Raw genomic sequence first — 22676 nt, 5'->3', positions numbered from 1 at the left:
AATGACGGTCACCGACCGGTTGGATCAGCTGCAGCGGAGTCGGCCGGTACTGGGATTTCCCATCGCTGTGGTCTACAAGTTCGTCGATGATCAGGGCGGCTACCTCGCCGCCCTGATCACGTACTACGCGTTCGTCTCGCTCTTTCCTGCACTGTTGCTCTTCTCCACGGTTCTGGGCATCGTGTTGATGGGCAACCCGGAACTGCAGCAGCAGATCCTGAACTCCGCGCTCGGTCAGATCCCGGCGATCGGTGACGAACTGGAACGGCCCGAAGGCATCGGTGGCGGCACCGTCGGTCTGGTGGTGGGTGTCCTCGGCTCGCTGTACGGCGGGCTCGGGGTGTCGGTTGCGCTGCAGAATGCGATGAACAACGCGTGGGCCGTACCGAAGAACCTACGGCCCGACCCCCTCCGGGCCCGGGTGCGTGGATTGGGTTTGCTGAGCACCGTAGGTCTGGCGGTCCTGGGGATCACAGCACTCAATGTGCTCAGTGCGGCAGGATATTTCGGTCCGGAATCCGGCTTCGTGGTGTTCGTGATCGGCACATTGCTCTACGTCGGAGTGTTCATCGTTGCGTTTCGGCTCGCGACGGTGCGCGCGGTGTCGGTGGCGCAGGTGTGGCCGGGAGCCGTCGTGGCCGGTCTGACCTGGCAGCTGCTGCAGACATTCGGCGGTGCGTACGTGAAATATGTCATCGGCAGCGCGACCGTGGCGAACGGTGTATTTGCGGTCGTGCTCGGTCTGTTGGCTTTTCTGTACGTGACCTCGGTATCGATCGTGATGTGCATAGAGATCAACGTCGTTCGCGTCGATCGGCTCTTTCCGCGAGCTCTGCTGGCACCGTTCACCGACGATGTGGAACTGACCGAAGGTGACAAACTCGCCTACACAGGGCAAGCAGAAGCGCAGCGCAACAAGGCCTTCGAGGAAATCGACGTGACCTTCGACGACCGGTCACGCACTCAGCGGGATTCCTCCTCCGAATCGGCAGCCGAGGCACCGTAGAAGCGATCGATTCTCGTCTCCATCGGAAAACGGACGGCGGTATCGCCGAACATCAATCGACTGGCCGACAACGCTGCCGCCGACACTGCATCGGCAACCCGATCGGAATCGGCCGATGGGCAGTGCACCACCACCTCGTCGTGCTGAAAGAACACCAGCTCACTCTCGCCCTGGACGCTGCCGTCGGCCAGCCGGCCGCGCAGATCGGCCAACAGACACAACGCCCATTCAGCGGCAGTGGACTGCACCACGAAGTTGCGAGTGAATCGTCCCCGCGCGTGCGCATCACCGTCGGACCACCACTGCGCAGAGGGCGGTGGGCAGGCCCGCCCCAGCCACGAATGGACGACTTCGCCTCGTTCACCGGCTCTGGCAGCCTCTTCGACGAGGGCGACGGCACCGGGGAACTTGGCCCGCAGTCGCGTCAGCAGACCGCGAGCCTCGCCCGAGGTCGCACCGTACAGCACTCCGAGAACGGCGACTTTGGCGTGGCCGCGATCGCCTGCGAACGATTCGGCGGCAACCGGTGCGTACAGATCTGCAGTGCCGGCCGCGGCCACCATGCGTGGATCGCCGGACATCGCGGCGAGGATTCGTGGTTCGAGCTGACCGGCATCGGCCGCCACGAATGTGTAACCGGGATCAGCGATCACGCTCGCTCGCAACGGTTTCGGAATTTGCAGACCGCCCCCACCCCGGCTTGCCCACCGGCCCGAGACCACGGCACCGGGAACGTAGACCGGCCGGAATCGGTCGCCCTGCACCCACGTGTCGAGCCACATCCACCCGTTCGCCGCATGCAGTTTCGAGAGATCGCGATGGCGCAGCAGCAAGGGCACGGCTGGGTGATCGATGTCGCGGATGACGTGCGCGCGAGTCGACGTCAATTCGATTCCGGCGCGCGCGAACGCGGCCACCACTTCTGCCGGAGACGACGGGTTGACGCGTCGGCCGAACGCCGCCGAGATCTGGTTCTCCAGCCCTACCAGAGCTGGGGGAGGAGAACCGTCGACCGGTCGAGAGCCGAGCATCGACTCGAGATGACGCCGATGCGTCGATGCCGAGAACGGCAACCCGTCGTAGGTCATCTCCGCTGCGGCCAGACCCCCAGCCGATTCGGCTGCCGCAAGCAGCTGCAGGGCGCGATCGTGACCGATATCGTGGAGCTGACGTCGGTACTCGCTGAGCACCGCTGCAGGGTCGGAGTGCGGGTCCGCGTCGAACAGTCCCGGTCGCAGGTCTGCGGGCACGGACGGAGTGGCTGCGGAGCCGGTTCGCATCGCCAGAATCGCACCGACCAGTGCCAGATCGTGACAGCGCCGTACCCGCACTCCCCGCTCGAGCAGTCGGGGGTAGATCCGACTCGTGTCCTCCCACACCCACCTGGGCCGAGCGCTGCGCTCGAGATCGGCGACGGCTGCAGCGGGGTCGTCGACGACTGTGGGATCTTCGAGAATCGAGCAGTCGTCGCCGAGACGTGTCAGCACCGCTTGTTCGCCGTGGGGAACGAGCATGACCTTCATCGGGCTCGGATGCGTTTGTGAGGGGTCATGGCCGACAAGTCTGCTCGACGCACCAGCCGTAGCGCAGCGCAGGTCGGTAGGCCGGTGAATGCCCCCGACCGATGGCCACCCGAGCACCCCGTTGCGCGGTTTCGGGTGCTCTGAGCAGCCGATTTGGAGAATGGGTAGTCACCTTTGATAGTCTCTATCCCGGCTCGAAACGCAGCGCACATCATCCGTGGTGAGCAATTCGATTCAGGTCCTTTGGGGTATGGTGTAATTGGCAACACAGCGGTTTCTGGTACCGCCATTCTAGGTTCGAGTCCTGGTACCCCAGCGAGCAGGTAACGGCGATTTTGTCGCCGGTGCCGAGCCGGTTAAGCTGGCTCAGCACACACACGCTTCAACAATGCAGGTGAAGTTCCTGGCCCCGTCGTCTAGCGGCCTAGGACGCCGCCCTCTCAAGGCGGTAGCGCGGGTTCGAATCCCGTCGGGGCTACAACTGACAACACCCTCTCGATCTTCGGATCGGGAGGGTGTTGTTGTTGTCGGGTGCCGCTTTGTCGGGCCGACCGTCTCAGACGCTCTTCCGACGGAACATTTTCTGGTGCTCGGCCGGACCATGGGCGTTGTTCACCTTCGGTCCACCGTCCTTGTGCTCGACCGAATTGTGAGACTTGCTGTTCTTCTGTTCCAGAACCTCGCGGAACTTCTTCTTCAGTTCTTCACTACCGGATTCGGGCATGGGTGACTCCTCGCGGTCGTTGACCGGCCGGTGGGGCCGCTCGAGACGAAGGTACCCCACTCTCGCTGCGCGATCAGCTCGTTTTTCGGCCGTTCGACCGGTGCTCACGGACGTCGGTCAGAGTCGCTTGTGCAGCGCGTCGGCCGCCGCGAGAAGATCCGCGGCCCAGCGCGCGCCGGGCTTACGGCCGATTCTGTCGATGGGTCCCGATACCGAGATCGCCGCCACCACAACGTCGTTGCCGTCGCGCACCGGCGCGGCCACGCTCGCGACGCCGGGTTCGCGCTCGCCAGCGCTCTGTGCCCAGCCGCGGCGTCGAATGTCGATCAGGACGCGCTCGCTGAATTCCGCGTCAGGCAACACGGCTCGTTGAGTTTGCGAATCGGCCCAGGCCAGAAGAACTTTGGCACCCGAGCCGGCGGTCATCGGAAGCCGGGCACCCACGAGCACAGTGTCTCTCAGGCCGGTCGGAGGCTCCATGGACGCAACGCAGACGCGCACCGTTCCTTCGCGCCGATAGATCTGCACGCTCTCGCCGGTGATTTCGCGCAGTCGTGGCAGCACCGAAGCGGCTGCATCGAGCAGCGCGTCCGATGCGCTCGCCGCGAGCTCCCCGAGCCCCGGACCGGTACGCCACAGACCGTCGACATCTCGAACCAGGAGTCGGTGGGTCTCGAGACCGACTGCCAGCCGGTGGGCGGTGGCGCGGGGCAGGGTGGTTCGCTCGCACAGATCGTTGAGGTTGCAGGGCTTCTCGGCCACTGCGTGCAGTACCGCCATTGCCTTGTCCAGCACGCCGATACCGCTCGATTTGTCGACGAGGCCGCCCAGGCTATGCTGTCTCATAGAACGATATTAGCCTCCCGAATGCTGAGATTGCACAATTGCGAGATCTCCAGAGCGTCGAGGGGCATGATGTCGAGACGATCACGCGGGGTGAACCAGCCCGTTCACCGGCGCGACGACAGGGAAGACGAGGTCCACGACACCGATGTCCGGAACAGCGAAGACCATGGCGGAGAAAGTATGGGACCAGCACGTGGTGGTCCGAGGCGGTGGAGAAGGTGGAGGGCGTGAGCCGGATCTGATCTACATAGATCTGCATCTCGTGCACGAGGTGACCAGCCCGCAGGCGTTCGACGGTCTGCGGTTGGCCGGCCGCGGGCTTCGACGCCCCGATCTGACGATCGCGACCGAGGACCACAATGTCCCGACGGCCGACATCTTCGCGCCCATCGCAGATCTCGTCTCGCGTACCCAGGTGGACACCCTTCGCCGCAACTGCGAGGAATTCGGTGTGCAGCTCTACCCCATGGGCAACCTCGATCAAGGCATCGTGCACATCATCGGTCCACAGCTCGGTCTTACGCAGCCCGGAATGACCATCGTGTGTGGAGACAGCCACACCTCGACCCACGGCGCCTTCGGTTCGATCGCGATGGGAATCGGTACCAGCGAGGTCGAGCACGTGATGGCTACGCAGACGCTGTCCTTGCGTCCGTTCAAGACCATGGCCATCACCGTCGACGGTGAGCTGGCCCCGGGCGTGACGAGCAAGGATCTGATTCTCGCCGTCATCGCCGAGATCGGGACCGGCGGCGGCCAGGGATACATCCTCGAGTATCGCGGTGAGGCCATTCGAAAGCTGTCCATGGAAGCTCGTATGACCATCTGCAACATGTCGATCGAAGCCGGTGCCCGTGCCGGAATGATCGCCCCCGACGAGATCACCTACGAATACGTGAAGGGACGGCCACACGCTCCGCAGGGTGCGGAATGGGACGCTGCGGTGGCCCAGTGGAGCGAGCTGACAACCGACCCGGATGCGCAGTTCGACAACGAGGTCCACATCGACGCGAGCACCTTGACGCCGTTCGTCACGTGGGGCACCAATCCGGGTCAGGGTGTTCCTCTGGGCGATACGGTTCCCGATCCGGAAGCAATGCTCGACGAGGGCGAACGAGTATCGGCGCAGAATGCCCTGCAGTACATGGGTCTCGAAGCGGGGACCCCGATCCGCGACATTGCCGTCGACACCGTCTTCGTGGGCTCGTGCACCAACGGTCGCATCGAGGATCTGCGTGCGGTGGCATCCGTTCTCGAGGGTCGCCGGGTCGCCGACGGAGTGCGAATGTTGGTGGTACCGGGGTCCATGCGGGTGCGGGCGCAGGCGGAGGACGAAGGTCTCGGGGAGATCTTCACTGCAGCCGGAGCCGAGTGGCGTCAGGCAGGCTGCTCGATGTGCCTGGGAATGAATCCCGACCAGCTCGTGTCCGGGGAGCGATCGGCCTCGACCTCGAACCGCAACTTCGAGGGCAGGCAGGGCAAAGGTGGTCGAACACATCTCGTCTCGCCGTTGGTCGCGGCGGCCACTGCTGTCCGCGGAACCCTGTCCTCTCCGGCGGATCTCGCGTAACGCGAGCTCTTCGCTCGGATCGATCGAACGCATAGGAGATATTTCGATGGAAGCTTTCACCCGTCATTCCGGCATCGGCGTTCCGCTTCGGCGGTCCAATGTCGACACCGACCAGATCATCCCCGCGGTGTATCTCAAACGCGTGAGCCGCACAGGATTCGAGGACGGGTTGTTCGCCGGGTGGCGCAGCGACCCCGAATTCATCTTGAATCTCGCGCCCTACGACCGAGGGTCGGTTCTCGTTGCCGGGCCCGACTTCGGCACGGGATCGTCACGCGAGCATGCTGTCTGGGCGCTGTCGGACTTCGGTTTCAGGGTCGTCATCTCGTCCAGATTCGCTGATATCTTCCGCGGAAACATGGGCAAGGCCGGTCTGGTGGCGGCCGAAGTGGAGCAGTCGGACGTCGAATTGCTGTGGAAAGCCTTAGAAGAACAGCCCGGTTTGGAAATAATTGTCGACCTCGTCGACAAGACCGTAACGGCTGGAACTTTGGTGGTGCGCTTTGCGATTGACGACTACACCCGGTGGCGTCTACTGGAAGGGCTGGACGACATCGGATTGACATTACGCCAGGTAGAGGCCATCGCGGAGTACGAAAAGTCAAGGCCGTCATACAAACCCCTGACCCTTCCGGCTCGGATCGAGGCACCGGCAGAAAGCTGAAGAACAGGGGGTCCGACACGCTCTGTGGCCGTGAATCATTCCGCGACGCATCATGAAAATTGGCGTGGCGCATAGACTCTTGACGACTTGGGGTTTACCGTTGTATTAGTCGGTCCGACGATGGGCCACAATATTTCGGAGGAAATCCATGAACAAGGCAGAGCTGATCGACGCCCTGACCGAGAAGTTGGGGTCGGACAGGCGGAGCGCCACAGAGGCTGTCGAGAACATCGTCGACACCATCGTTCGCGCAGTACACCGCGGCGAGAGCGTCACGATCACGGGCTTCGGCGTGTTCGAGCAGCGTCGTCGCGCAGCGCGTGTCGCGCGTAACCCCCGCACCGGCGAGACCGTTCGCGTCAAGCCGACCAACGTTCCGGCGTTCCGGCCGGGTGCACAGTTCAAGGCAGTCATCGCCGGCGGACAGAAGTTGCCTGCCACCGGGCCGGCCGTCAAGCGCGGATCGGCCGCGGCTCCGGCCAAGAAGACTGCTGCGGCGAAGAAGACGGCTGCGAAGAAGGCAGCCGTGAAGACGACCGCCCGTAAGGCAACCACCACCACCGCCGCCGCCAAGAAGGCAGCACCGGCCAAGACCACTGCCCGTAAGGCTGCGGCTCCCGCGAAGACCGCTGCCAAGAAGGCGGCTCCGGCGAAGACCGCAGCCAAGAAGACCGTCGCAAAGAAGGCTCCGGCCAAGACGACGGCACGCAAGGCCGCAACGACGGCTGCACCGGCCAAGAAGGCTCCGGCCAAGACCGCAGCCAAGAAGACCGTCGCCAAGAAGGCACCGGCCAAGAAGGCTCCGGCCAAGAAGGCTCCCGCAAAGCGCGCAGCGAAGAAGTAGAGCCTAGGCTCCTCTTCTCGACGGCCGCATGGTTGCGACAGCTGCTCGATTGCCACATGAAGGCCCCCGACTCGTACTTCGAGTCGGGGGCCTTCGTGTTTTCGAGTTGTGCGCTCTAGTGGTCCGCCGCGAGAGTCGGAAGCGGACTGGCAATATGGTCTGCCGCGACCAGCCTGCCGTCGTGACGCGAGAGCACCCACACACTTCCCTTGCGATTTCTGTTGGCAGGCAACGTAATTCCGTCCTTTTCGGCCCACCAACGCATCAAGTCGGGGATTACCTTGCCTTGGCTGCAGACAACGGGCGTGCCGGGTAGTTCGGCGATGTCGCGAGCACGATGACGCCCCTTGCGTGGGTCGTCTGCGTACCCCTCCTCGGACAGTAAGTGCTCCGAAGTGATGTTCGTACCCAACAATTCGGCAAACGGTGCCACGGTCTGGACACATCGGGCACGGTCGGCGGCGTACACGGCATCACCGCCGAAAGCGCGGAGCAGTGACACCAGGGACTCGGCCTGCCGACGCCCGGTCTTGTCGAGCGGGCGGTCGACGTCGTTGCCCTTGAACCGAGACCGCGAGCCCGCGCTACCGTGCCGAACGAACAGCACCGTCGAGGTGTCGGCGGGCTTGGCCATGAATCGCCGAAGGATCTTGTGATCCATGGGATACGAGAGTTCGCGGCCGATGTCCTCGGGGGCTATCCACCGCAGTTCGTCCACCTCGACATTGGGGACGAACTGACCTGCGGTGGCCTCCGCCGCCCAGTACAGCACCTTCTTCACTCGACGGTGACCGGGGATCGGGTAGGAGACGTAGGACAGCGACCGTCCGAGTCGAGAGTCGAATCCTGTCTCTTCCTTGACTTCTCGGACAGCCGCATCGATAGCAGTTTCACCGGGGTCGAGCTTTCCCTTGGGAAACGACCAGTCGTCGTACTTGGGTCGGTGTACGAGCGCGACCTCGACGGCCGAGGCCTTCTTCGGCGAGCGTCGCCACAGGATCGAGCCGGCCGCAAAGATGTTGGCGCGGGGGGAGCCGTCGGATGTGCCCATCAGGAAGCCTGATTCCTCCGGCTGCGCATCAAGTCCACCTGATGCTCGCGAACCTTCTCTCCCTGCGCTGGAGACGCGACCCAGCCACCGTCCGGTCCCAACTCCCAGCAGCGTGTGGTGGGGTCCAGAGCAGAATCGAAGATGTCGCTGAGCTGATTCGCCAGTCGAGGATCCTTGACCTGAGCCATCACTTCGACGCGGCGATCGAGGTTGCGGTGCATCATGTCCGCGCTACCGATCCAGAATTCGTCGGCACCCTGGAAATGCAGAACTCGGGAGTGTTCGAGGAATCTGCCGAGGATGGAACGAACCTCGATGTTCTCCGACAATCCCGGCACGCCTGGCTTGAGTGCGCAGATCCCGCGCACCACCACCTTGACCGGAACGCCTGCGATCGACGCTCGGTAGAGCGCGTCGATGACCTGCTCGTCGACCAATGCGTTGGCCTTGAGGCGAATTCCGGCCGTTCGGCCCGCCTCGAGGTGTCCGACCTCCGCCTCGATGCGTTCGACGATACCGCGGCGCACTCCGTACGGTGCCACAAGCAGGTTGCGGTACTTGGACTTTCGCGAGTATCCGGTGAGGGAGTTGAACAGATCGGTGAGGTCGGCTCCGATTTCGGGAGACGAGGTGAGCAAACCGACGTCCTCGTAGATTCGCGCAGTCTTGGGGTTGTAGTTACCGGTACCGATATGGCAGTACCGGCGAATGACCGACCCTTCACGCCGTACGACGAGGCACGTTTTGCAATGCGTCTTGAGGCCCACGAGGCCGTACACCACATGCACGCCGGCCTTTTCCAGCTTGCGCGCCCACTCGATATTGGCCTGCTCGTCGAAACGTGCCTTGATCTCGACCAGTGCGACGACCTGTTTGCCCGCACCGGCTGCGTCCACGAGCGCGTTGACGATCGGCGAATCTCCGGAAGTGCGGTACAGGGTCTGCTTGATCGCGAGCACCTGCGGATCGGCAGCTGCCTGCTCGATGAAGCGCTGAACGCTGGTGGAGAACGAATCGTAGGGATGATGGACCAGGACGTCGCCGTCGCGCAGCGTCGAGAAGACACTCTTGGGAGTCTCTCGCTCACCGAATGCCGGGTGGGTGGCCGGGACGAAAGGAGCGTCCTTGAGGTTGGGGCGGTCGACACTGTAGACCTGCCACAGGCACGAAAGATCGAGCAATCCGGGAACCTGGATGACGTCGCCGGGATCGACATCGAGTTCGCGCAGCAGTAGTTCGAGCATGTGCTCGGTCATGTCGTCGGCGATCTCGAGGCGAACAGGCGAGCCGAAGCGTCTGCGGGCGAGCTCCCGCTCCAGCGCCTGCAGCAGGTCTTCGTCGCGGTCTTCCTCGACCTCGAAATCGGCGTTGCGCGTGATCCGGAACGCGTGGCTCTCGACGACTTCCATGCCGGGGAAGAGTGCGTCGAGATGCGCAGAGATCAATTCCTCCATCGACAGGAAGGCGTCGACACGGTGATTGCCGTCGCCGCGTTTGACGCGGACGAAGCGATCGACGTTGTCGGGTACCTTCACGCGAGCGAAGTGTTCGCCGGTTGTGGAGTAATCCTTCACTGTCACAGCGAGATTGAGGCTCAGGCCACTGATGTAAGGGAAGGGGTGAGCGGGGTCGACAGCGAGCGGTGTGAGTACCGGAAAGACCTGTTCGGTGAAGTACTCCGAGAGCCGCGCACGTTCGTCGCTGTCCAGATCCGACCACCGGATGATCGCGATGCCCTCGGCGGTGAGCTCGGGCAGGATCGAATCCAGCAGTACTCGCGCATGTTTGAGCGCGAGCTCCTGAGTACGTTGGCCGATCACCGCGAGCTGTTCGCGCGGAGTCATGCCGTCGGCGGATCGGACCGAAAGACCGGTTTCGTCACGACGCTTGAGCCCGGCGACCCGAACCATGTAGAACTCGTCGAGATTGGACGCGTAGATCGCGAGAAACTTTGCCCGTTCCAGCAAGGGAAGCGAGGAGTCCTCCGCGAGCGCCAGCACACGTGAGTTGAAGTCGAGCCAGCTCAATTCCCGGTTGAGATAGCGATTTTCAGGAAGCACGGTGGCAATATCCACCGATTCCGGAGTGGCAGCCGGTAGCGCGGAGGGGATGCTCGGCATGGAGGAAGCGGGCGGAGCGCTCGATGCCGGATCCGAACCGGTGCCCTCTCCGGTCTCGATCGACGGATTTTCGTTCGCTGGCTGCGCGTCGTCTCTGCTCACCGAACGATCATCCCTCATACCCGGCGCAGGTGAAACTCCGATGGTCCGAACTCGCTCATGCAGTCGTCGCCGATGCGTCATCGCTCCAGCCGAGTGAATGCAATACGGTGGCCGTCGCTGGTCCGACGCCCAGGCCGTGCGCCCTGCGGAGGTCGGCGAGAGTGTCGACGTCGAGCCGAAGGCCAGGCCACGTGCCGCCGAGTTGCCGTGCACCCGACTCGGAGTGACGGCGTGCCGAGTGCTCACCGAACAGCGGTGCCAAATCGCCGGTGACCCCCTTGAGGATCAGTGCGGCGGTGCCCGTGCCGTGATGGTCGACCACCAGGGATCTCCCTCCGCGCCGGGCAGTGGCGTACGCCTGCGCCAATTCGGCGGAACGCATGGCCGGAAGGTCGGCCTGCAAGGCGATGATGTCGGTGTGGCCCGCGGCGCGCGAGTCGTCCCGCAGGACTCCTCCCACGATGTGATCGCGGCGTAGTGCGTGCGCCGCGGAGGCGAATGCGTGATTGAGGCGTTCGTTCGGTGTCTGCCGGGGATCGCCGACCGGTTCGTCGAACACTCGTGCACCGATTCTGCGAGCGGTGTCTGCCACCCTCGGATCGGGGGTGACCACCGTGACCGAATCCACCACCGGGACTGCGTGCGCGGCTGCCACGGTGTCACGAAGCATCGCGAGCACCAACCGGGTGCGCTCGGGAGGCGAGAATTGCGCCGCCAAGCGGGACTTCGCCGTCGCCAGATCCTTCACCGCGATGAGAACTCCGACCGGGTGGCGGACACGGTCGGACGACGCGGCCGATCGATCGCCGTCGTCGGCTCGTGATGCTCCCATGGTGTTCGATTCTGCCAGCGTCACGGATCTGTGCCGACTCGGACCGCCCGAGCATGTCTGCGAGTTAGGGTGATGCCCGCATGGACAGGGCACCGGCGAGAAGGCGAGGGGTTGGCGGCATGAGCAGAGCAGCGGTACTGGGGTCGGGTTCGTGGGGAACTGCATTCGCCAAGGTGTTGGCCGATGCCGGCACGGACGTCACCATGTGGGCCCGCCGCGAGGAGCTCGCTGCGTCAATCAGTGACCACCACGAGAACAAGGACTACCTCCCCGGAATCGAGCTCCCGTCGTCGATCCGAGCGACCAGCGATCCTGCTCACGCTCTCGACGGAGCCGACATCGTCGTGCTGGCCGTGCCGTCGCAGAGTCTGCGAGCCAATCTGGGGGAGTGGACCGACTCGATCCCGCCGCACGCGACATTGCTCTCTTTGGCGAAGGGAATCGAGACCGGAACGCTCATGCGGATGAGCCAGGTGATCTCTCAGGTCACCGGAGCGGATCCGAGCCGGGTGGCGTGTCTGTCCGGACCCAATCTCGCGCGCCCGATAGCCGAGGGGCAACCCGCCGCCACCGTGATCGCGTGCTCCGACTCCCAGCGCGCCCTCGAGGTCCAGAAGTCCTGCGCCACCGGGTACTTTCGGCCGTACACGAATTCCGATGTCATCGGTGCCGAGATCGGTGGTGCGTGCAAGAACGTCATCGCTCTCGCCTGCGGCATGGCCAGCGGCGTCGGGTACGGGGAGAACACCCTTGCGTCGATCATGACGAGAGGCCTGGCCGAGATCATCCGCCTCGGAGTAGCGCTCGGTGCCAAGCCGTCGACGCTGTCCGGCCTGGCCGGTGTCGGCGACCTCGTCGCGACCTGCTCGTCACCCCTCTCACGCAACCGCACGTTCGGCGAGCGTCTGGGTTCCGGTGGCTCCCTCGAGAGTGCTCAGGAAGCAGCGCACGGACAGGTGGCCGAGGGCGTCAAGTCCTGCACGTCGGTGCGCGCGCTCGCCGAGAGCTACGACGTCGAGATGCCGCTGACCGATGCCGTGCATCGGGTGTGCCACGGCGGCATGTCCGTTCCGGACGCTGTCGGTCACCTGCTGGGTCGACGTATCAAGCCCGAGTGAGGCAGTGACCGAGGTCTCGCGCCCAGCAGGGCGAATCCACGATCGGTGAGCCGCGACGGTACGGTTTCTCCTCGTGAGTACTCCCCGCATCAAAGTTGCCGTCGTCTTCGGTGGCCGCAGCAGCGAGCACGCTGTGTCCTGTATATCGGCAGGTAGCGTGCTGCAGAACCTCGATCCGGCCAAGTACGAGGTGGTCCCTGTGGGCATCACCCCCGATGGTGCCTGGGTGCTCGGCTCGACCGATGTCGATGCCCTCACGATTCACGACCGGGTCCTTCCTGTCGTGGACAAGGAGGGCACAGCGCTTGCCCTCAGTACCGACCCGGGACAGGCCGGTGCACTGATCGCCCTCGGGGAGGGTGCGGGTGGAACGGTACTGGCCTCGGTCGATGTCGTTTTCCCGGTCCTGCACGGACCGTACGGTGAGGACGGCACCCTGCAGGGCCTGCTCGAGATGGCCGGCGTCCCGTATGTCGGGCCAGGGGTATTGGCCAGCGCAGCAGGCATGGACAAGGAATTCACCAAGAAACTGCTCGGTGCAGAAGGACTGCCGATCGGCCGCCAGGTCGTACTCCGGCGCGGCGTCGAGGATTTGACCGCGGCCGAACGCGACGACATCGGGCTGCCGGCGTTCGTCAAGCCGGCCAGAGGGGGATCCTCCATCGGGATCTCGCGCATTTCCGCGTGGGATCAACTGGGTGCCGCGATTGCCGTCGCGCGCGAGCACGATCCCAAAGTGATCGTGGAAAGAATGATTCACGGCCGCGAGGTCGAGTGCGGGGTACTCGAATTTCCCGACGGCACCGTCCGAGCCAGCGCTGTCGCCGAGATCCGAATCCCGGACGCCGAGGTCGACGATCACGCCTTCTACGACTTCGACACCAAGTACCTCGACGATGTCAGTGAATTCGATATCCCGGCGGCTCTCGACGACGTCACCAGCGATCGCATTCGCGAGCTCGCCGTCGAGGCGTTCCGTGCGCTGGATTGCCAGGGCCTGGCGCGAGTGGACTTCTTCGTCACCGACAACGGCCCGGTCATCAACGAGATCAACACGATGCCGGGGTTCACCTCCATCTCGATGTATCCCAAGATGTGGTCGCAATCCGGCGTCGACTACTCGACGCTCATCACCACCCTGATCGACACTGCAATCGCCCGCGGCACCGGATTGCGGTAAGCCGGCAGCGCCTACTACTGCAACGGAGCTGGATCGAGGGGTTGCTGGGGCAGCGCGCTCGCCACGGCGGTGGATGCATCCTGCAGGGGCGTCGGGCCCGAGTCGCCCGGAACGGTGAGGGCGACGTAGACACCGCGATCTACGACGAACCATGTGCTGGCGTCTATTCCGTCGCGGTCCCCGGACACCTCGAACCACTGGACGCCATTGATCACCTGTAGCGGCGCAGCCACATCGAACCCGACCGGGCGGGGCAGACCGCAGCGCAACACGACCGGTTCGGCGTTCTCCTCGGACGAGACCCACGCGCGAGCTCCGACCGGTGCCGGCTCGGCCAACTCGGCACCGGTGTAGTCGCCCAGGTCCTCGGGCAGAGCGTCGAGCAACGAGGTGCACTGCGCACTCGCGGCCTCGGGGGCGTCCACCGGGCCGAGGGCGACCGGATCATGGACCGGAGAGCGATTCACCGCGATGGCGGCGACCAGCACTCCGACCACCAGGGCCACCGGCAGCGCGATTGCCGTGGCGATCACTGCGGGGTGGCGTTGTTCGCGGGTGCTGTCGGTCGCGGTCGTGCTGCTTTCGGTGCCGGTTTCGTCGTTGCCGGTTTCGTCGTTGCCGGTATCGGGTGAGCTCACCGGTTATCCGAGCGACGAGGTCGACTGCGGAGCCACCGGGCAGGTGAGAGTGCGCGTGATGGTATCCACTTTCTGGATGCGGGAGACGATTTCGGCTACCTCGGCCTCGGAGGCACCGTCGGCGCGCACGATCACGTCGTAAGGCCCCACCACTGCCTCCGCCGACACGACTCCGTCCACGGCCTCGATCTGCTGCGCGACGGCCGTCGCTCGGCCCACCTCGGTCTGAACGAGAACGAATGCTTGCACCATCGGTGGTCCCTTTCCCCTGCCGGACTTCTCGACTGTAAATTGAGTCGACTACGTTCTCTTCGCACGTAACCTGCCGCGTCGGTGCTGTCCCGGCCGCCGCTAAAAGGTACCGCAGGCGCGCCGCACGCTCCGCGTGAGACCGTCGCTCACGCACCGCGCTCTCAGGGAGGCACATCATCGACCAACCCGGCACCGAATCGGGCGCACGTACCGAAAGTACCGTCGCGCAGGTCGGTGAATTCGAGGTGATCGCGCGCGCCACCGCAGGCCGCGTGCAACCTGCGTCGACGATCGTCGGGCCAGGCGACGACGCGGCCGTTGTCGCCGCGTCCGACGGCCGGATCGCGGCATCGACCGATATGTTGGTGCACGGCAGGCATTTTCGGCTCGATTGGTCCAGCCCGGTACAGATCGGTCGTAAGGCGATAGCCCAGAACGGCGCGGACATCGCCGCGATGGGCGCGCAGTGCTCGGGTTTTCTCGTCTCGCTCGGATGCCCGGCCGACACCCCGGTGAGCGTCACCGATGGACTCAACGAGGGTATGTGGCTCGAGGCAGTAGCGGCGGGAGCGGCCGTCGTCGGTGGCGACGTGGTGCAGTCGCCGGAGCTGGTGATTTCGGTCACCGCACTCGGTGATCTTCAGGGCAGGGCTCCCGTTCTCCGTTCGGGCGCGCGGGTGGGGGATCTGATCGCATATGCGGGTCGGCTCGGTTGGTCGGCGGCCGGTCTTGCGGTGCTTCTCGCGGACCGAGATCGTAGCGGCCACGACGAGGTACTCGACGCACACCGAGTACCCGTCCCGCCGTACCGAGCCGGGATCGACGCCGCAGAGGCCGGCGCGACCTCGCTCACCGACGTCTCCGACGGATTGTTGTCCGATCTCGGCCACATCGCCGATGCGTCGGACGTCGGGATGATCATCGATCCGGAGCTGTTGGACGTTCCTACCGAACTGCGCTCGGCAGCAACGGCAATGGGAGTCGATCCGCTGGATTGGATCCTGACCGGGGGAGAGGATCACGCCCTCGTCGGCACGTTCGAAGAGCTCGGCAGTGTGCCTCGGGGTTGGACGGTGATCGGCCGCGTCGCGTCCGGGAGCGGTGAGCAGGCGGGCCGAGTGACCGTCGTCGGACGCGACCGTCCCGGTAGATCGGGATGGACGAGCTTCGACAGCGAGTGAACGCAGCCGACGTCCGATCGACTCGGCTAAGTTTCAGAGATGGCTATCTACGCACTCGGTGATCGTGAACCGGACATCCACCCCGACGCCTACGTCCATCCCGACGCGGTGGTGATCGGCGCGGTGACCTTGGCGGCCGGCTCCTCGGTGTGGCCCACCGCGGTTCTGCGCGCCGACTACGGCACCATCTCCATCGGGGAGGGCACCAACGTGCAGGACGGAACCGTGGTGCACTGCACACCGATCGACGCGACGGTGATCGGAGCGGGGTGCGTGCTCGGCCACAACGCACACGTCGAGGGTGCGACGATCGGGGACAACTGTCTGATCGCCTCGGGCTCTGTCGTGCTCAACGGCTCGAAGATCGGTGCCGGTTCGATCGTCGGTGCCGGCGCAGTGGTGCCCTTCAAGTTCGTCGTGCCCGAACGATCCATGGCGTTGGGCGTTCCTGCCAAGATTCGGGAAGGCTTCGTCGTCCCGGAAGGTCACGTCGACATCAATGTTCAGATGTACTCCGCCAACGCCGCGTACTACCGTGATGCGCTGCGACGGATCGATCGGTGACGCCCCGAACGCTCGCCGAGAGCGTCGAATCGGGATGGGCTCGTGCTCTGGCTCCCGTCGAGCCGAATGTTGCTGCGATGGGCGATTTCCTACGAGCCGAACTCGCCGCCGGCCGGCACTACTTGCCTGCGGGTGAGAACGTGCTGCGCGCGTTCGTTCATCCGTTCGACAGCGTCCGCGTCCTCATAGTCGGTCAGGATCCGTATCCGACGCCGGGACACGCAGTGGGGCTGAGCTTTTCCGTTGCACCCGACGTAAGGCCCGTTCCGCGCAGTCTGAACAACATCTTCAAGGAGTACTCGGACGACCTGGGATTGCCCACGCCGAGCAACGGTGACCTCACACCCTGGGCAGATCGCGGTGTGATGCTGCTCAACAGGGTGCTCACCGTCGAACCGTCACAGGCGGCTTCGCATCGGAAGAAGGGATGGGAAGCAGTGACGGAGCAAGCAATTCGCGCACTCGTGGCCCGGGCCGAGGATCCCGACGCACCAGGATTGGTCGCGGTTCTGTGGGGACGCGACGCGGCGACACTGAAGCCGATGCTCGGATCGGTGCCCTACATCGAATCCGCGCACCCGTCACCGCTGTCTGCGTCCCGCGGGTTCTTCGGCTCCAAACCATTCAGTCGCGTGAACCGATTGTTGGTCGAGGGCGGAGACGAACCGATCGACTGGACGCTACCGTGATCGGTTCAGGAGAAATCCGGACGACGCTTCTCGACGAACGCGTCGACCCCTTCACGGCCGGCAGGCGATACCGCTGCCCTCGATATGGAGGCTGTCTCGGCCTCCAATTGCTCTGTCAGCGTTGCTGATTCGGAGGCCATGAGCAGAGTCTTGATTCCCTCATACGCCGAAGTGGGGCCCGCCGCAAGCGTTCTCGCGAGTCGCGCGGCCTCACTGTCGACGTAGTCGTCGCCCACCAGCCGACTGAGGATTCCGAGGCGAACTGCCTCCTCGCCGTTGATGATCGAATCGTTCAGCAGGATGTCCATCGCGCGACCGGAACCGACTATGCGGGGCAGCGTCCACGACATCCCTCCGTCCGGGGTGAAACCGATCGACGGGTACGCCGGCCGGAGTTTGGTCGAAGGGCCTCCGATGGCGATGTCGGTGAGGCAGACCAGGCTCATCCCGGCTCCCGCCGCCCAGCCGTGCACTCCGGCGACGATCGGGGCGGATACTGCCGCGAGTTCGCGAACGAACGCGTGGAGCGTCGTCGCGACCGACTCGACGAATGCACCGCGGTCGTCGGCACCGGCGAAATCGTGCACGTTGCCGCCTGCGCAGAAATTGGGGCCTCGACCGATGAGAAGGACGCTGCCGATCGCCGTCGTACCGGCGTTGACGGAGCGCAGGACCGAAGTACCTTCTTCGATGCCCTCTAGGTCGAGCGAGGCGCCGTTGGCTGCGGTGGCAACGACGATGCGTGCGACACCGTCCTCGATGCTGACCTTGCTGGAAATGTCGGCTTCCGAATAAGTCACGTTCGAAACTGTAATGGACGCCCGACAGTTCGAGTGCACCGACAACCGTGCCCCGCCTCCGAATACGGGGGCGGGGCACAGTTCTCGCACGCGGTAGCGGCCGTGGAGGAAATCGAAGAGCGAGGCCGAAATCAGCCCCGGACCACCTTGCCTGCCTTCAAGCAGGAGGTGCACACGTTCATGCGCTTGGAGTTACCAGGCGCAACCTGAGCGTGAACGGTCTGAATATTCGGGTTCCAACGACGGTTGGTCCGTCGGTGCGAGTGCGAGACCGACTTACCGAAGCCGGGCCCCTTGGCGCATACGTCGCAGACGGCAGCCATAGTCGCGAACTCCTTGATAGATGTTGATCGATACATGTGGTCGAAGACATCGAAACGAACTACGAGCAGATGCAAGGATTGCAATGCGTGAAGATCGCCTCGAGGCAACCCTGCAAGAATAGCGGCGTCGCACGTAATCACCAAACTGCCACTGCAGACGGCCCCTCGCCGCTCACGGACGGCGCTCCGAGCAGATACGGCGTCCGAGTAGATACTGGCGCACGTCTCGCTCCACTCCACGGCGTCGAACACGGGAATCTTGCCTTCTGGAGTCGACGTGGAGCAGAAATTGCAGTTGTTCGGACTGGAACGCGTCGTCGACGCCGCGCCCATGGCGGAGCAGTCGGAAGATCTCGGTGGTGCCATTCGCGCCCGGCGAGGACGAACTCGATACCGCATGTGAGCTCTGTCTCGGCGACCCGACCGTCCGGCAATTACCCCCGACGAACCAACGGCACACACCACTAAGCTTCGGGCACTGTCCGTGAGCGAGTGCGGACGAGGAATCGGCAAGCGACCCGGGGGAGGCTGCTCGACGTGGTCGACGTTCTCGAATCGATCGATGCAGGGGCCCTGCGGCAGTGGGCCTACCGGTGCGTCGATTCCCTGACGGCCCGGTGTGACGAGATCGACGCACTCAACGTTTTCCCGATTCCGGACTCGGACACCGGCACCAATCTGATGTTCACCTTCCGCGCCGCGGTGGAGTCGATGCGCGGGGCCGGTCCCGCTGCGGACACCCGTACCGTCGGGCGGGCGTTGGCCGTGGGTGCGGTGGCAGGAGCGCGGGGGAATTCGGGAGTGATCCTGTCCCAGCTGCTGCGCGCGGTGGCCGAGGCGGCGGCGGACGGCCCGTTGGACACGGTGTCTGTTCAGGCCATGTTGCGGCGCGCCAAGGTCCTGGTGTCGGGTGCGGTCAGCGTTCCCGTCGAGGGAACGATGCTCACCGTTCTCGCGGCCGCCGATCGCGACGCCTCGGCGCACGACGCCAATGTCGCCCTCACCACTCTGGTGGTCGACATCGCCGAGGCCACCGCCCGTGCCGTCGACAGTACGACGGACCAACTCGTCGAGCTCCGCGAGGCGGGGGTGGTGGACGCCGGAGCGCTCGGTCTCTCGGTCGTCTTCGATGCACTGGTGGAGGTGGTGACCGGGCGTACCCCGCCGCGGCGGCGCTACCGCCGCCCACACGATCACGAACGGACGCACCGCGGCGCTGCGTCGCGCAGGGCAACGGACTCCTGCGTCACATCCGATGCCGTCCAGGTGTCCACGTCCGGACGGCCCCTCGGGTACGAGGTGGTCTACGTCGTCCACGGAATCGACGAAGCGCAGGCAACGTCACTTCGCACAGCTCTGGCCGATCTCGGCGATTCGGTCGTGGTCGCCGGTGACGGATCCGGTGCCTGGTCTGCTCACGTTCATACCACCGATCCGGGTGGCGCCGTCGACTGCGGCATCGCCACCGGAGCTGTTCGTGGCGTGCGAATCTCGTGCTTCGGCCTGGCCGAAAGTGCCGCCGGGGCAGGTCTCGATACCCATGACAGAACGGCCTTGTCGGTAGGCCGAGATATTTTGGCGTTGGTGGCCGGGGACGGTGCTGCGGATCTCTACGTTCAGGAAGGCGCGACGGTGGTGCGGTGCGACGAGGCGATCGACTCCTCGGTGCTGCATCGCGCGATCGTCGGGATGAAGCACCGCGAGGTGTTGGTGTTGCCGAACGGGGCGTTGTCGGCGCACGAACTCGTGGCAGTCGGTGCCGCCGCCCGAGCGGACGGCAAGGACGTGGTGATGCTGCCGTGCTCGGCGATGGTGCAGGGTCTGGCCGCGCTCGCGGTGCACGACGCGGCGAGGGCTGCAGTCGACGATGCGTTCACGATGTCCGAGGCGGCTGCCGGTACGAGGTGGGGTTCGCTGCGCATCGCGCACGAGCGGTCGCTCACGTGGGTGGGTACCTGCGAACCGGGCGACAGCATCGGTCTGGCAGGACAGGAGGTGGTGATCGTCGCCGCTCGCCCGCTCGATGCAGGGTGTCGGCTGCTGGATCAGCTGCTGGCCACCGGCGGGGAGATGGTGACAGTGCTCGTCGGGGCCCAGGCGTCGGAGGACTTCGGTGCCCAGCTGGCCGAGTACGTGACAGCCGCGCACCCAGGGGTCGACGTGGTGGTCTATACAGGTGGGCAGCCGGGGGATCTCGTGCAATTCGGAGTGGAATAGGGAATTTCGGCCATGGCAACGCTGATGGATCGGCTCGACGACGTTCTCGGAGCCACGGTGGCGACCCCTCTCGCAGACACGTTCGGAATTCATACCGTCGAGGACCTACTGCGGCACTACCCACACCGGTACATGACGCACGGCTCCGAACTCGGTGAGAAGGAGCCTCCCGAAGGGGAGCACATCACCATCGTCGCCACGGTCGAGTCCGCGACGCTGCGTTCGATGAAGAACCGCAACGGTCAGTTCCTCGCCGTGACCCTCGCCGCCGACGGGCAACGGATCGAAGCCACCTTCTTCAGTCCGCACAAGCTCAAGCACGTCGTCGTGCCCGGTCGTCGGGGAATGTTCTCCGGAAAGGTGAAGTACTTCGGTAAACGGTGGAATCTCACGCACCCCAGCTACGTGATTTTGGGTGGCGACGACAACGACGGCGCCGTCGTACCCGCAGGCCGCATCGTCGGAGCCGGTGCCCTCGCCGGTCTGGCCCGCGGCGCGGTCGACGCCTCCGGGTCCGTCGACATGTCGGTGTTCGATCGGGCGTTCGTGCCGATCTATCCGGCTACGAAAGACGTCGAGAGTTGGACGTTCATGCGCTGCGTGAGACAGGCACTCGACCAACTCGACGACGTGACCGATCCGCTGCCCGAGTCGGTGCGCCGAGAACGAGGTCTCGTCGACATCGACACCGCGCTGCGGTCGGTTCATTTCCCCGACACCCCGCAGGACAAGGACGCCGCTCGCGAGCGGCTCAAGTTCGACGAGGCTCTGGCCGTGCAGCTGGTCCTGGCCGACCGACGACGCGATGCATCCACGCGGTCGGCCCCGCGATGCCCACCGATCACCGACGGCATCGCCGCCGAGTTCGATCGTCGGCTTCCGTTCGAGCTGACGGCCGGTCAGCACGATGTCGCGGCGGAGATCGCGAACGATCTGTCTGCGCCGCATCCGATGTCGCGGTTGTTACAGGGCGAGGTCGGATCGGGAAAGACCATCGTTGCTCTGCGGGCGATGCTGCAGGTCATCGACGCCGGGCATCAATGTGCGCTGCTGGCGCCCACGGAGGTCCTGGCCTCACAACACGCACGGTCGATCCGGTCGATGCTCGGTACTCTCGCGGCCGGTGGTGAACTCGGATCACACGAGCTGGCAACCAAGGTCGCTCTGTTGACCGGGTCGATGTCCACCGCGGCCAAGAGATCCGCGTTGCTCGATGCGGTCACCGGCGACGCCGGCATCGTGATCGGTACCCACGCCCTGATCGAGGACCGGGTGGAGTTTCTCGATCTCGCCATGGTCGTCGTGGACGAGCAGCACAGGTTCGGTGTCGAGCAGCGAGATGCGTTGCGGGCGAAAGCCCGTGGCAACTCCAGCCCGCACTTGCTCGTGATGACGGCGACACCCATCCCGCGCACCATCGCGATGTCGACTCTCGGCGATCTCGAAACGTCGGTGCTGACCGAACTGCCGCGTGGCCGGTCGCCGATCATCAGCAACGTGGTACCCGCCAGGGCCAAACCGGCGTGGGTGGATCGAGCGTGGCAGCGCATTCGGGAGGAAGTCTCGGCCGGTCGCCAGGCCTACGTGGTCTGTTCGCGGATCGGCGACGACGAGGAGGCGGAGACCGGCAAGAAGGGACGTTCGGCGAAGAAGAGCGCGACGTCGGAGGACGGCCCGGAGACCACGGCTGCCCTCGACCTGTTCGAGACCCTCTCCGCCGGACCCATGCACGATCTACGGGTGGGGCTGCTGCACGGCCGGCTGTCCGGGGACGACAAGGACATCACCATGTCGGAATTCAATTCGGGTGAGATCGATGTCCTCGTCTGTACGACGGTGGTCGAAGTGGGCGTGGACGTGCCCAACGCGACGGTCATGGTGATCATGGACGCCGACCGATTCGGCGTGAGCCAACTCCACCAGTTGCGTGGCCGGATCGGCCGAGGTGGGCATCAGGGTCTGTGCATCATGATCAGCTATCTGAGCCCGGTGGGCGGTTCCTTCGCTCGGCTCGAGGCGGTGGCCGCGACCAACGACGGATTCGAGTTGGCCAAGCTGGACCTCGCTACTCGACGCGAGGGCGATGTTCTCGGCGCCGCCCAGTCCGGCACGGTCAGCGGGCTGCGGCTGCTCTCGTTCATCGATGACGAGGACATCATCGCCGACGCGCAGGACTGTGCCCGGTCGCTCTTCCTGCAAGACCCGTCATTGGCGAACAATCCCGGAATCGCGTCGATGATGCGGTCTGCGTGGCGATCGGATCGAGTCGACTACTTGCAGAAATCCTGACGGGCAGGAGTGGAGCCTGCAGGAACGACCGGGGGAGCAGGAGTGGAGCCTGCAGGAACGACCGGGGGAGCAGGAGTGGAGCCTGCAGGAACGACCGGGGGAGCAGGAGTGGAGCCTGCAGGAACGACCGGGGGAGCAGGAGT

22 protein-coding genes and 2 tRNA genes are annotated in these 22676 nt (G+C 64.7%); 14 read left to right on the top strand and 10 right to left on the bottom strand.

What is annotated here, in order from left to right; all coding sequences use genetic code 11:
* Position 1: 1 nt before the first annotated feature.
* Positions 2 to 1006 (top strand): YihY/virulence factor BrkB family protein, encoded by a 1005-nt coding sequence (locus RHODMAR_RS18435; protein ID WP_008717422.1) that lies wholly within the window; start codon positions 2 to 4, stop codon positions 1004 to 1006.
* Here the strand turns inward: RHODMAR_RS18435 and RHODMAR_RS18430 are convergent.
* The gene (locus RHODMAR_RS18430; protein ID WP_008717420.1) at positions 964 to 2529 is read right to left on the bottom strand and encodes a bifunctional 3'-5' exonuclease/DNA polymerase; all 1566 of its coding nucleotides are present in this window, start codon (positions 2527 to 2529) and stop codon (positions 964 to 966) included. The genes RHODMAR_RS18435 and RHODMAR_RS18430 overlap by 43 nt on opposite strands.
* Before the next feature lie 244 nt (positions 2530 to 2773).
* Here RHODMAR_RS18430 and RHODMAR_RS18425 point away from each other — a divergent pair.
* Together RHODMAR_RS18425 and RHODMAR_RS18420 are read left to right on the top strand one after the other, a co-directional pair.
* Positions 2774 to 2845: transfer RNA gene (locus RHODMAR_RS18425), tRNA-Gln, on the top strand.
* 89 nt (positions 2846 to 2934) lie between these two features.
* A tRNA-Glu gene (locus tag RHODMAR_RS18420) sits at positions 2935 to 3007 on the top strand.
* 78 nt (positions 3008 to 3085) lie between these two features.
* Here the strand turns inward: RHODMAR_RS18420 and RHODMAR_RS28710 are convergent.
* Positions 3086 to 3253, bottom strand: a complete 168-nt coding sequence (locus RHODMAR_RS28710) for a DUF5302 domain-containing protein (RefSeq protein WP_008717419.1) — start codon at positions 3251 to 3253, stop codon at positions 3086 to 3088.
* A gap of 117 nt (positions 3254 to 3370) precedes the next feature.
* On the bottom strand, positions 3371 to 4099 hold the full coding sequence (locus RHODMAR_RS18410) for an IclR family transcriptional regulator (protein ID WP_008717417.1): 729 nt from the start codon (positions 4097 to 4099) through the stop codon (positions 3371 to 3373).
* A 145-nt stretch (positions 4100 to 4244) separates the two neighbouring features.
* Here RHODMAR_RS18410 and leuC point away from each other — a divergent pair, with 145 nt between their 5' ends.
* From leuC to RHODMAR_RS18395, 3 genes are all read left to right on the top strand, one after another.
* Positions 4245 to 5669, top strand: a complete 1425-nt coding sequence (leuC, locus tag RHODMAR_RS18405; RefSeq protein WP_008717415.1) for a 3-isopropylmalate dehydratase large subunit — start codon at positions 4245 to 4247, stop codon at positions 5667 to 5669.
* A 46-nt stretch (positions 5670 to 5715) separates the two neighbouring features.
* Positions 5716 to 6333: a 3-isopropylmalate dehydratase small subunit gene (leuD, locus tag RHODMAR_RS18400; RefSeq protein WP_008717413.1), complete on the top strand. Its 618-nt coding sequence runs from the start codon at positions 5716 to 5718 to the stop codon at positions 6331 to 6333.
* Between the two features lie 148 nt (positions 6334 to 6481).
* Positions 6482 to 7177 (top strand): HU family DNA-binding protein, encoded by a 696-nt coding sequence (locus RHODMAR_RS18395; RefSeq protein ID WP_008717411.1) that lies wholly within the window; start codon positions 6482 to 6484, stop codon positions 7175 to 7177.
* Between the two features lie 115 nt (positions 7178 to 7292).
* On the opposite strand, the gene RHODMAR_RS18390 is transcribed toward RHODMAR_RS18395, so the two are convergent.
* The 3 genes from RHODMAR_RS18390 to cofC form a co-directional block, all read right to left on the bottom strand.
* Complete coding sequence (locus RHODMAR_RS18390) at positions 7293 to 8228, bottom strand: NUDIX hydrolase (RefSeq protein ID WP_008717409.1); 936 nt, start codon at positions 8226 to 8228, stop codon at positions 7293 to 7295.
* A complete protein-coding gene (locus tag RHODMAR_RS18385; RefSeq protein ID WP_198289478.1) occupies positions 8228 to 10348 on the bottom strand; it encodes an RNA degradosome polyphosphate kinase in 2121 nt (706 codons plus the stop codon). The genes RHODMAR_RS18390 and RHODMAR_RS18385 overlap by 1 nt, the downstream gene beginning before the upstream one ends.
* A gap of 157 nt (positions 10349 to 10505) precedes the next feature.
* Positions 10506 to 11282: a 2-phospho-L-lactate guanylyltransferase gene (gene cofC / locus RHODMAR_RS18380; protein ID WP_008717404.1), complete on the bottom strand. Its 777-nt coding sequence runs from the start codon at positions 11280 to 11282 to the stop codon at positions 10506 to 10508.
* A 119-nt stretch (positions 11283 to 11401) separates the two neighbouring features.
* On the opposite strand from cofC, the gene RHODMAR_RS18375 reads away from it, so the two are divergent.
* Positions 11402 to 12400, top strand: a complete 999-nt coding sequence (locus RHODMAR_RS18375; protein WP_008717402.1) for an NAD(P)H-dependent glycerol-3-phosphate dehydrogenase — start codon at positions 11402 to 11404, stop codon at positions 12398 to 12400.
* Between the two features lie 73 nt (positions 12401 to 12473).
* On the top strand, positions 12474 to 13580 hold the full coding sequence (locus RHODMAR_RS18370; protein ID WP_042939820.1) for a D-alanine--D-alanine ligase family protein: 1107 nt from the start codon (positions 12474 to 12476) through the stop codon (positions 13578 to 13580).
* Positions 13581 to 13594: 14 nt separating this feature from the next.
* Here the strand turns inward: RHODMAR_RS18370 and RHODMAR_RS18365 are convergent, their stop codons facing one another.
* Positions 13595 to 14218 (bottom strand): DUF3515 domain-containing protein, encoded by a 624-nt coding sequence (locus RHODMAR_RS18365; RefSeq protein ID WP_008717401.1) that lies wholly within the window; start codon positions 14216 to 14218, stop codon positions 13595 to 13597.
* Between the two features lie 3 nt (positions 14219 to 14221).
* Positions 14222 to 14470, bottom strand: a complete 249-nt coding sequence (locus RHODMAR_RS18360) for an Lrp/AsnC ligand binding domain-containing protein (protein WP_008717399.1) — start codon at positions 14468 to 14470, stop codon at positions 14222 to 14224.
* A 176-nt stretch (positions 14471 to 14646) separates the two neighbouring features.
* Here RHODMAR_RS18360 and RHODMAR_RS18355 point away from each other — a divergent pair, with 176 nt between their 5' ends.
* From RHODMAR_RS18355 to RHODMAR_RS18345, 3 genes are read left to right on the top strand one after another with little or no spacing between them, the layout of a single operon-like run.
* Positions 14647 to 15651 carry a thiamine-phosphate kinase gene (locus RHODMAR_RS18355; protein WP_081606049.1) on the top strand — a complete coding sequence of 335 codons (1005 nt, stop codon included), beginning with the start codon at positions 14647 to 14649 and terminating at the stop codon, positions 15649 to 15651.
* Between the two features lie 39 nt (positions 15652 to 15690).
* Positions 15691 to 16215, top strand: a complete 525-nt coding sequence (locus tag RHODMAR_RS18350) for a gamma carbonic anhydrase family protein (protein WP_008717395.1) — start codon at positions 15691 to 15693, stop codon at positions 16213 to 16215.
* Entirely contained in the window at positions 16212 to 16904 is a 693-nt protein-coding gene (locus RHODMAR_RS18345; RefSeq protein WP_008717393.1) for a uracil-DNA glycosylase, read from the top strand. Before RHODMAR_RS18350 ends, RHODMAR_RS18345 begins: the two co-directional genes overlap by 4 nt.
* Positions 16905 to 16909: 5 nt before the next feature.
* Here the strand turns inward: RHODMAR_RS18345 and RHODMAR_RS18340 are convergent, their stop codons facing one another.
* Entirely contained in the window at positions 16910 to 17704 is a 795-nt protein-coding gene (locus RHODMAR_RS18340) for an enoyl-CoA hydratase/isomerase family protein (protein ID WP_008717391.1), read from the bottom strand.
* A gap of 131 nt (positions 17705 to 17835) precedes the next feature.
* Positions 17836 to 18027, bottom strand: a complete 192-nt coding sequence (gene rpmB / locus RHODMAR_RS18335; protein WP_008717389.1) for a 50S ribosomal protein L28 — start codon at positions 18025 to 18027, stop codon at positions 17836 to 17838.
* 277 nt (positions 18028 to 18304) lie between these two features.
* Between rpmB and RHODMAR_RS29430 the strand changes: the two genes are divergently transcribed.
* The 3 genes from RHODMAR_RS29430 to recG all read left to right on the top strand — a co-directional run bounded on the left by RHODMAR_RS29430 (position 18305) and on the right by recG (position 22533).
* Positions 18305 to 18430, top strand: a complete 126-nt coding sequence (locus RHODMAR_RS29430; RefSeq protein WP_269744631.1) for a hypothetical protein — start codon at positions 18305 to 18307, stop codon at positions 18428 to 18430.
* Positions 18431 to 18564: 134 nt separating this feature from the next.
* Positions 18565 to 20244 carry a DAK2 domain-containing protein gene (locus RHODMAR_RS18330; protein ID WP_008717387.1) on the top strand — a complete coding sequence of 560 codons (1680 nt, stop codon included), beginning with the start codon at positions 18565 to 18567 and terminating at the stop codon, positions 20242 to 20244.
* Positions 20245 to 20256: 12 nt separating this feature from the next.
* Entirely contained in the window at positions 20257 to 22533 is a 2277-nt protein-coding gene (gene recG / locus RHODMAR_RS18325) for an ATP-dependent DNA helicase RecG (protein ID WP_008717385.1), read from the top strand.
* Positions 22534 to 22676 lie beyond the last annotated feature (143 nt).

Source organism: Rhodococcus sp. AW25M09 (genome assembly GCF_000333955.1).
GTDB lineage: Bacteria > Actinomycetota > Actinomycetes > Mycobacteriales > Mycobacteriaceae > Rhodococcoides.
Note: the sequence above shows the minus strand (reverse complement) of the source record. Positions and strands in the feature narration are given on the sequence as shown.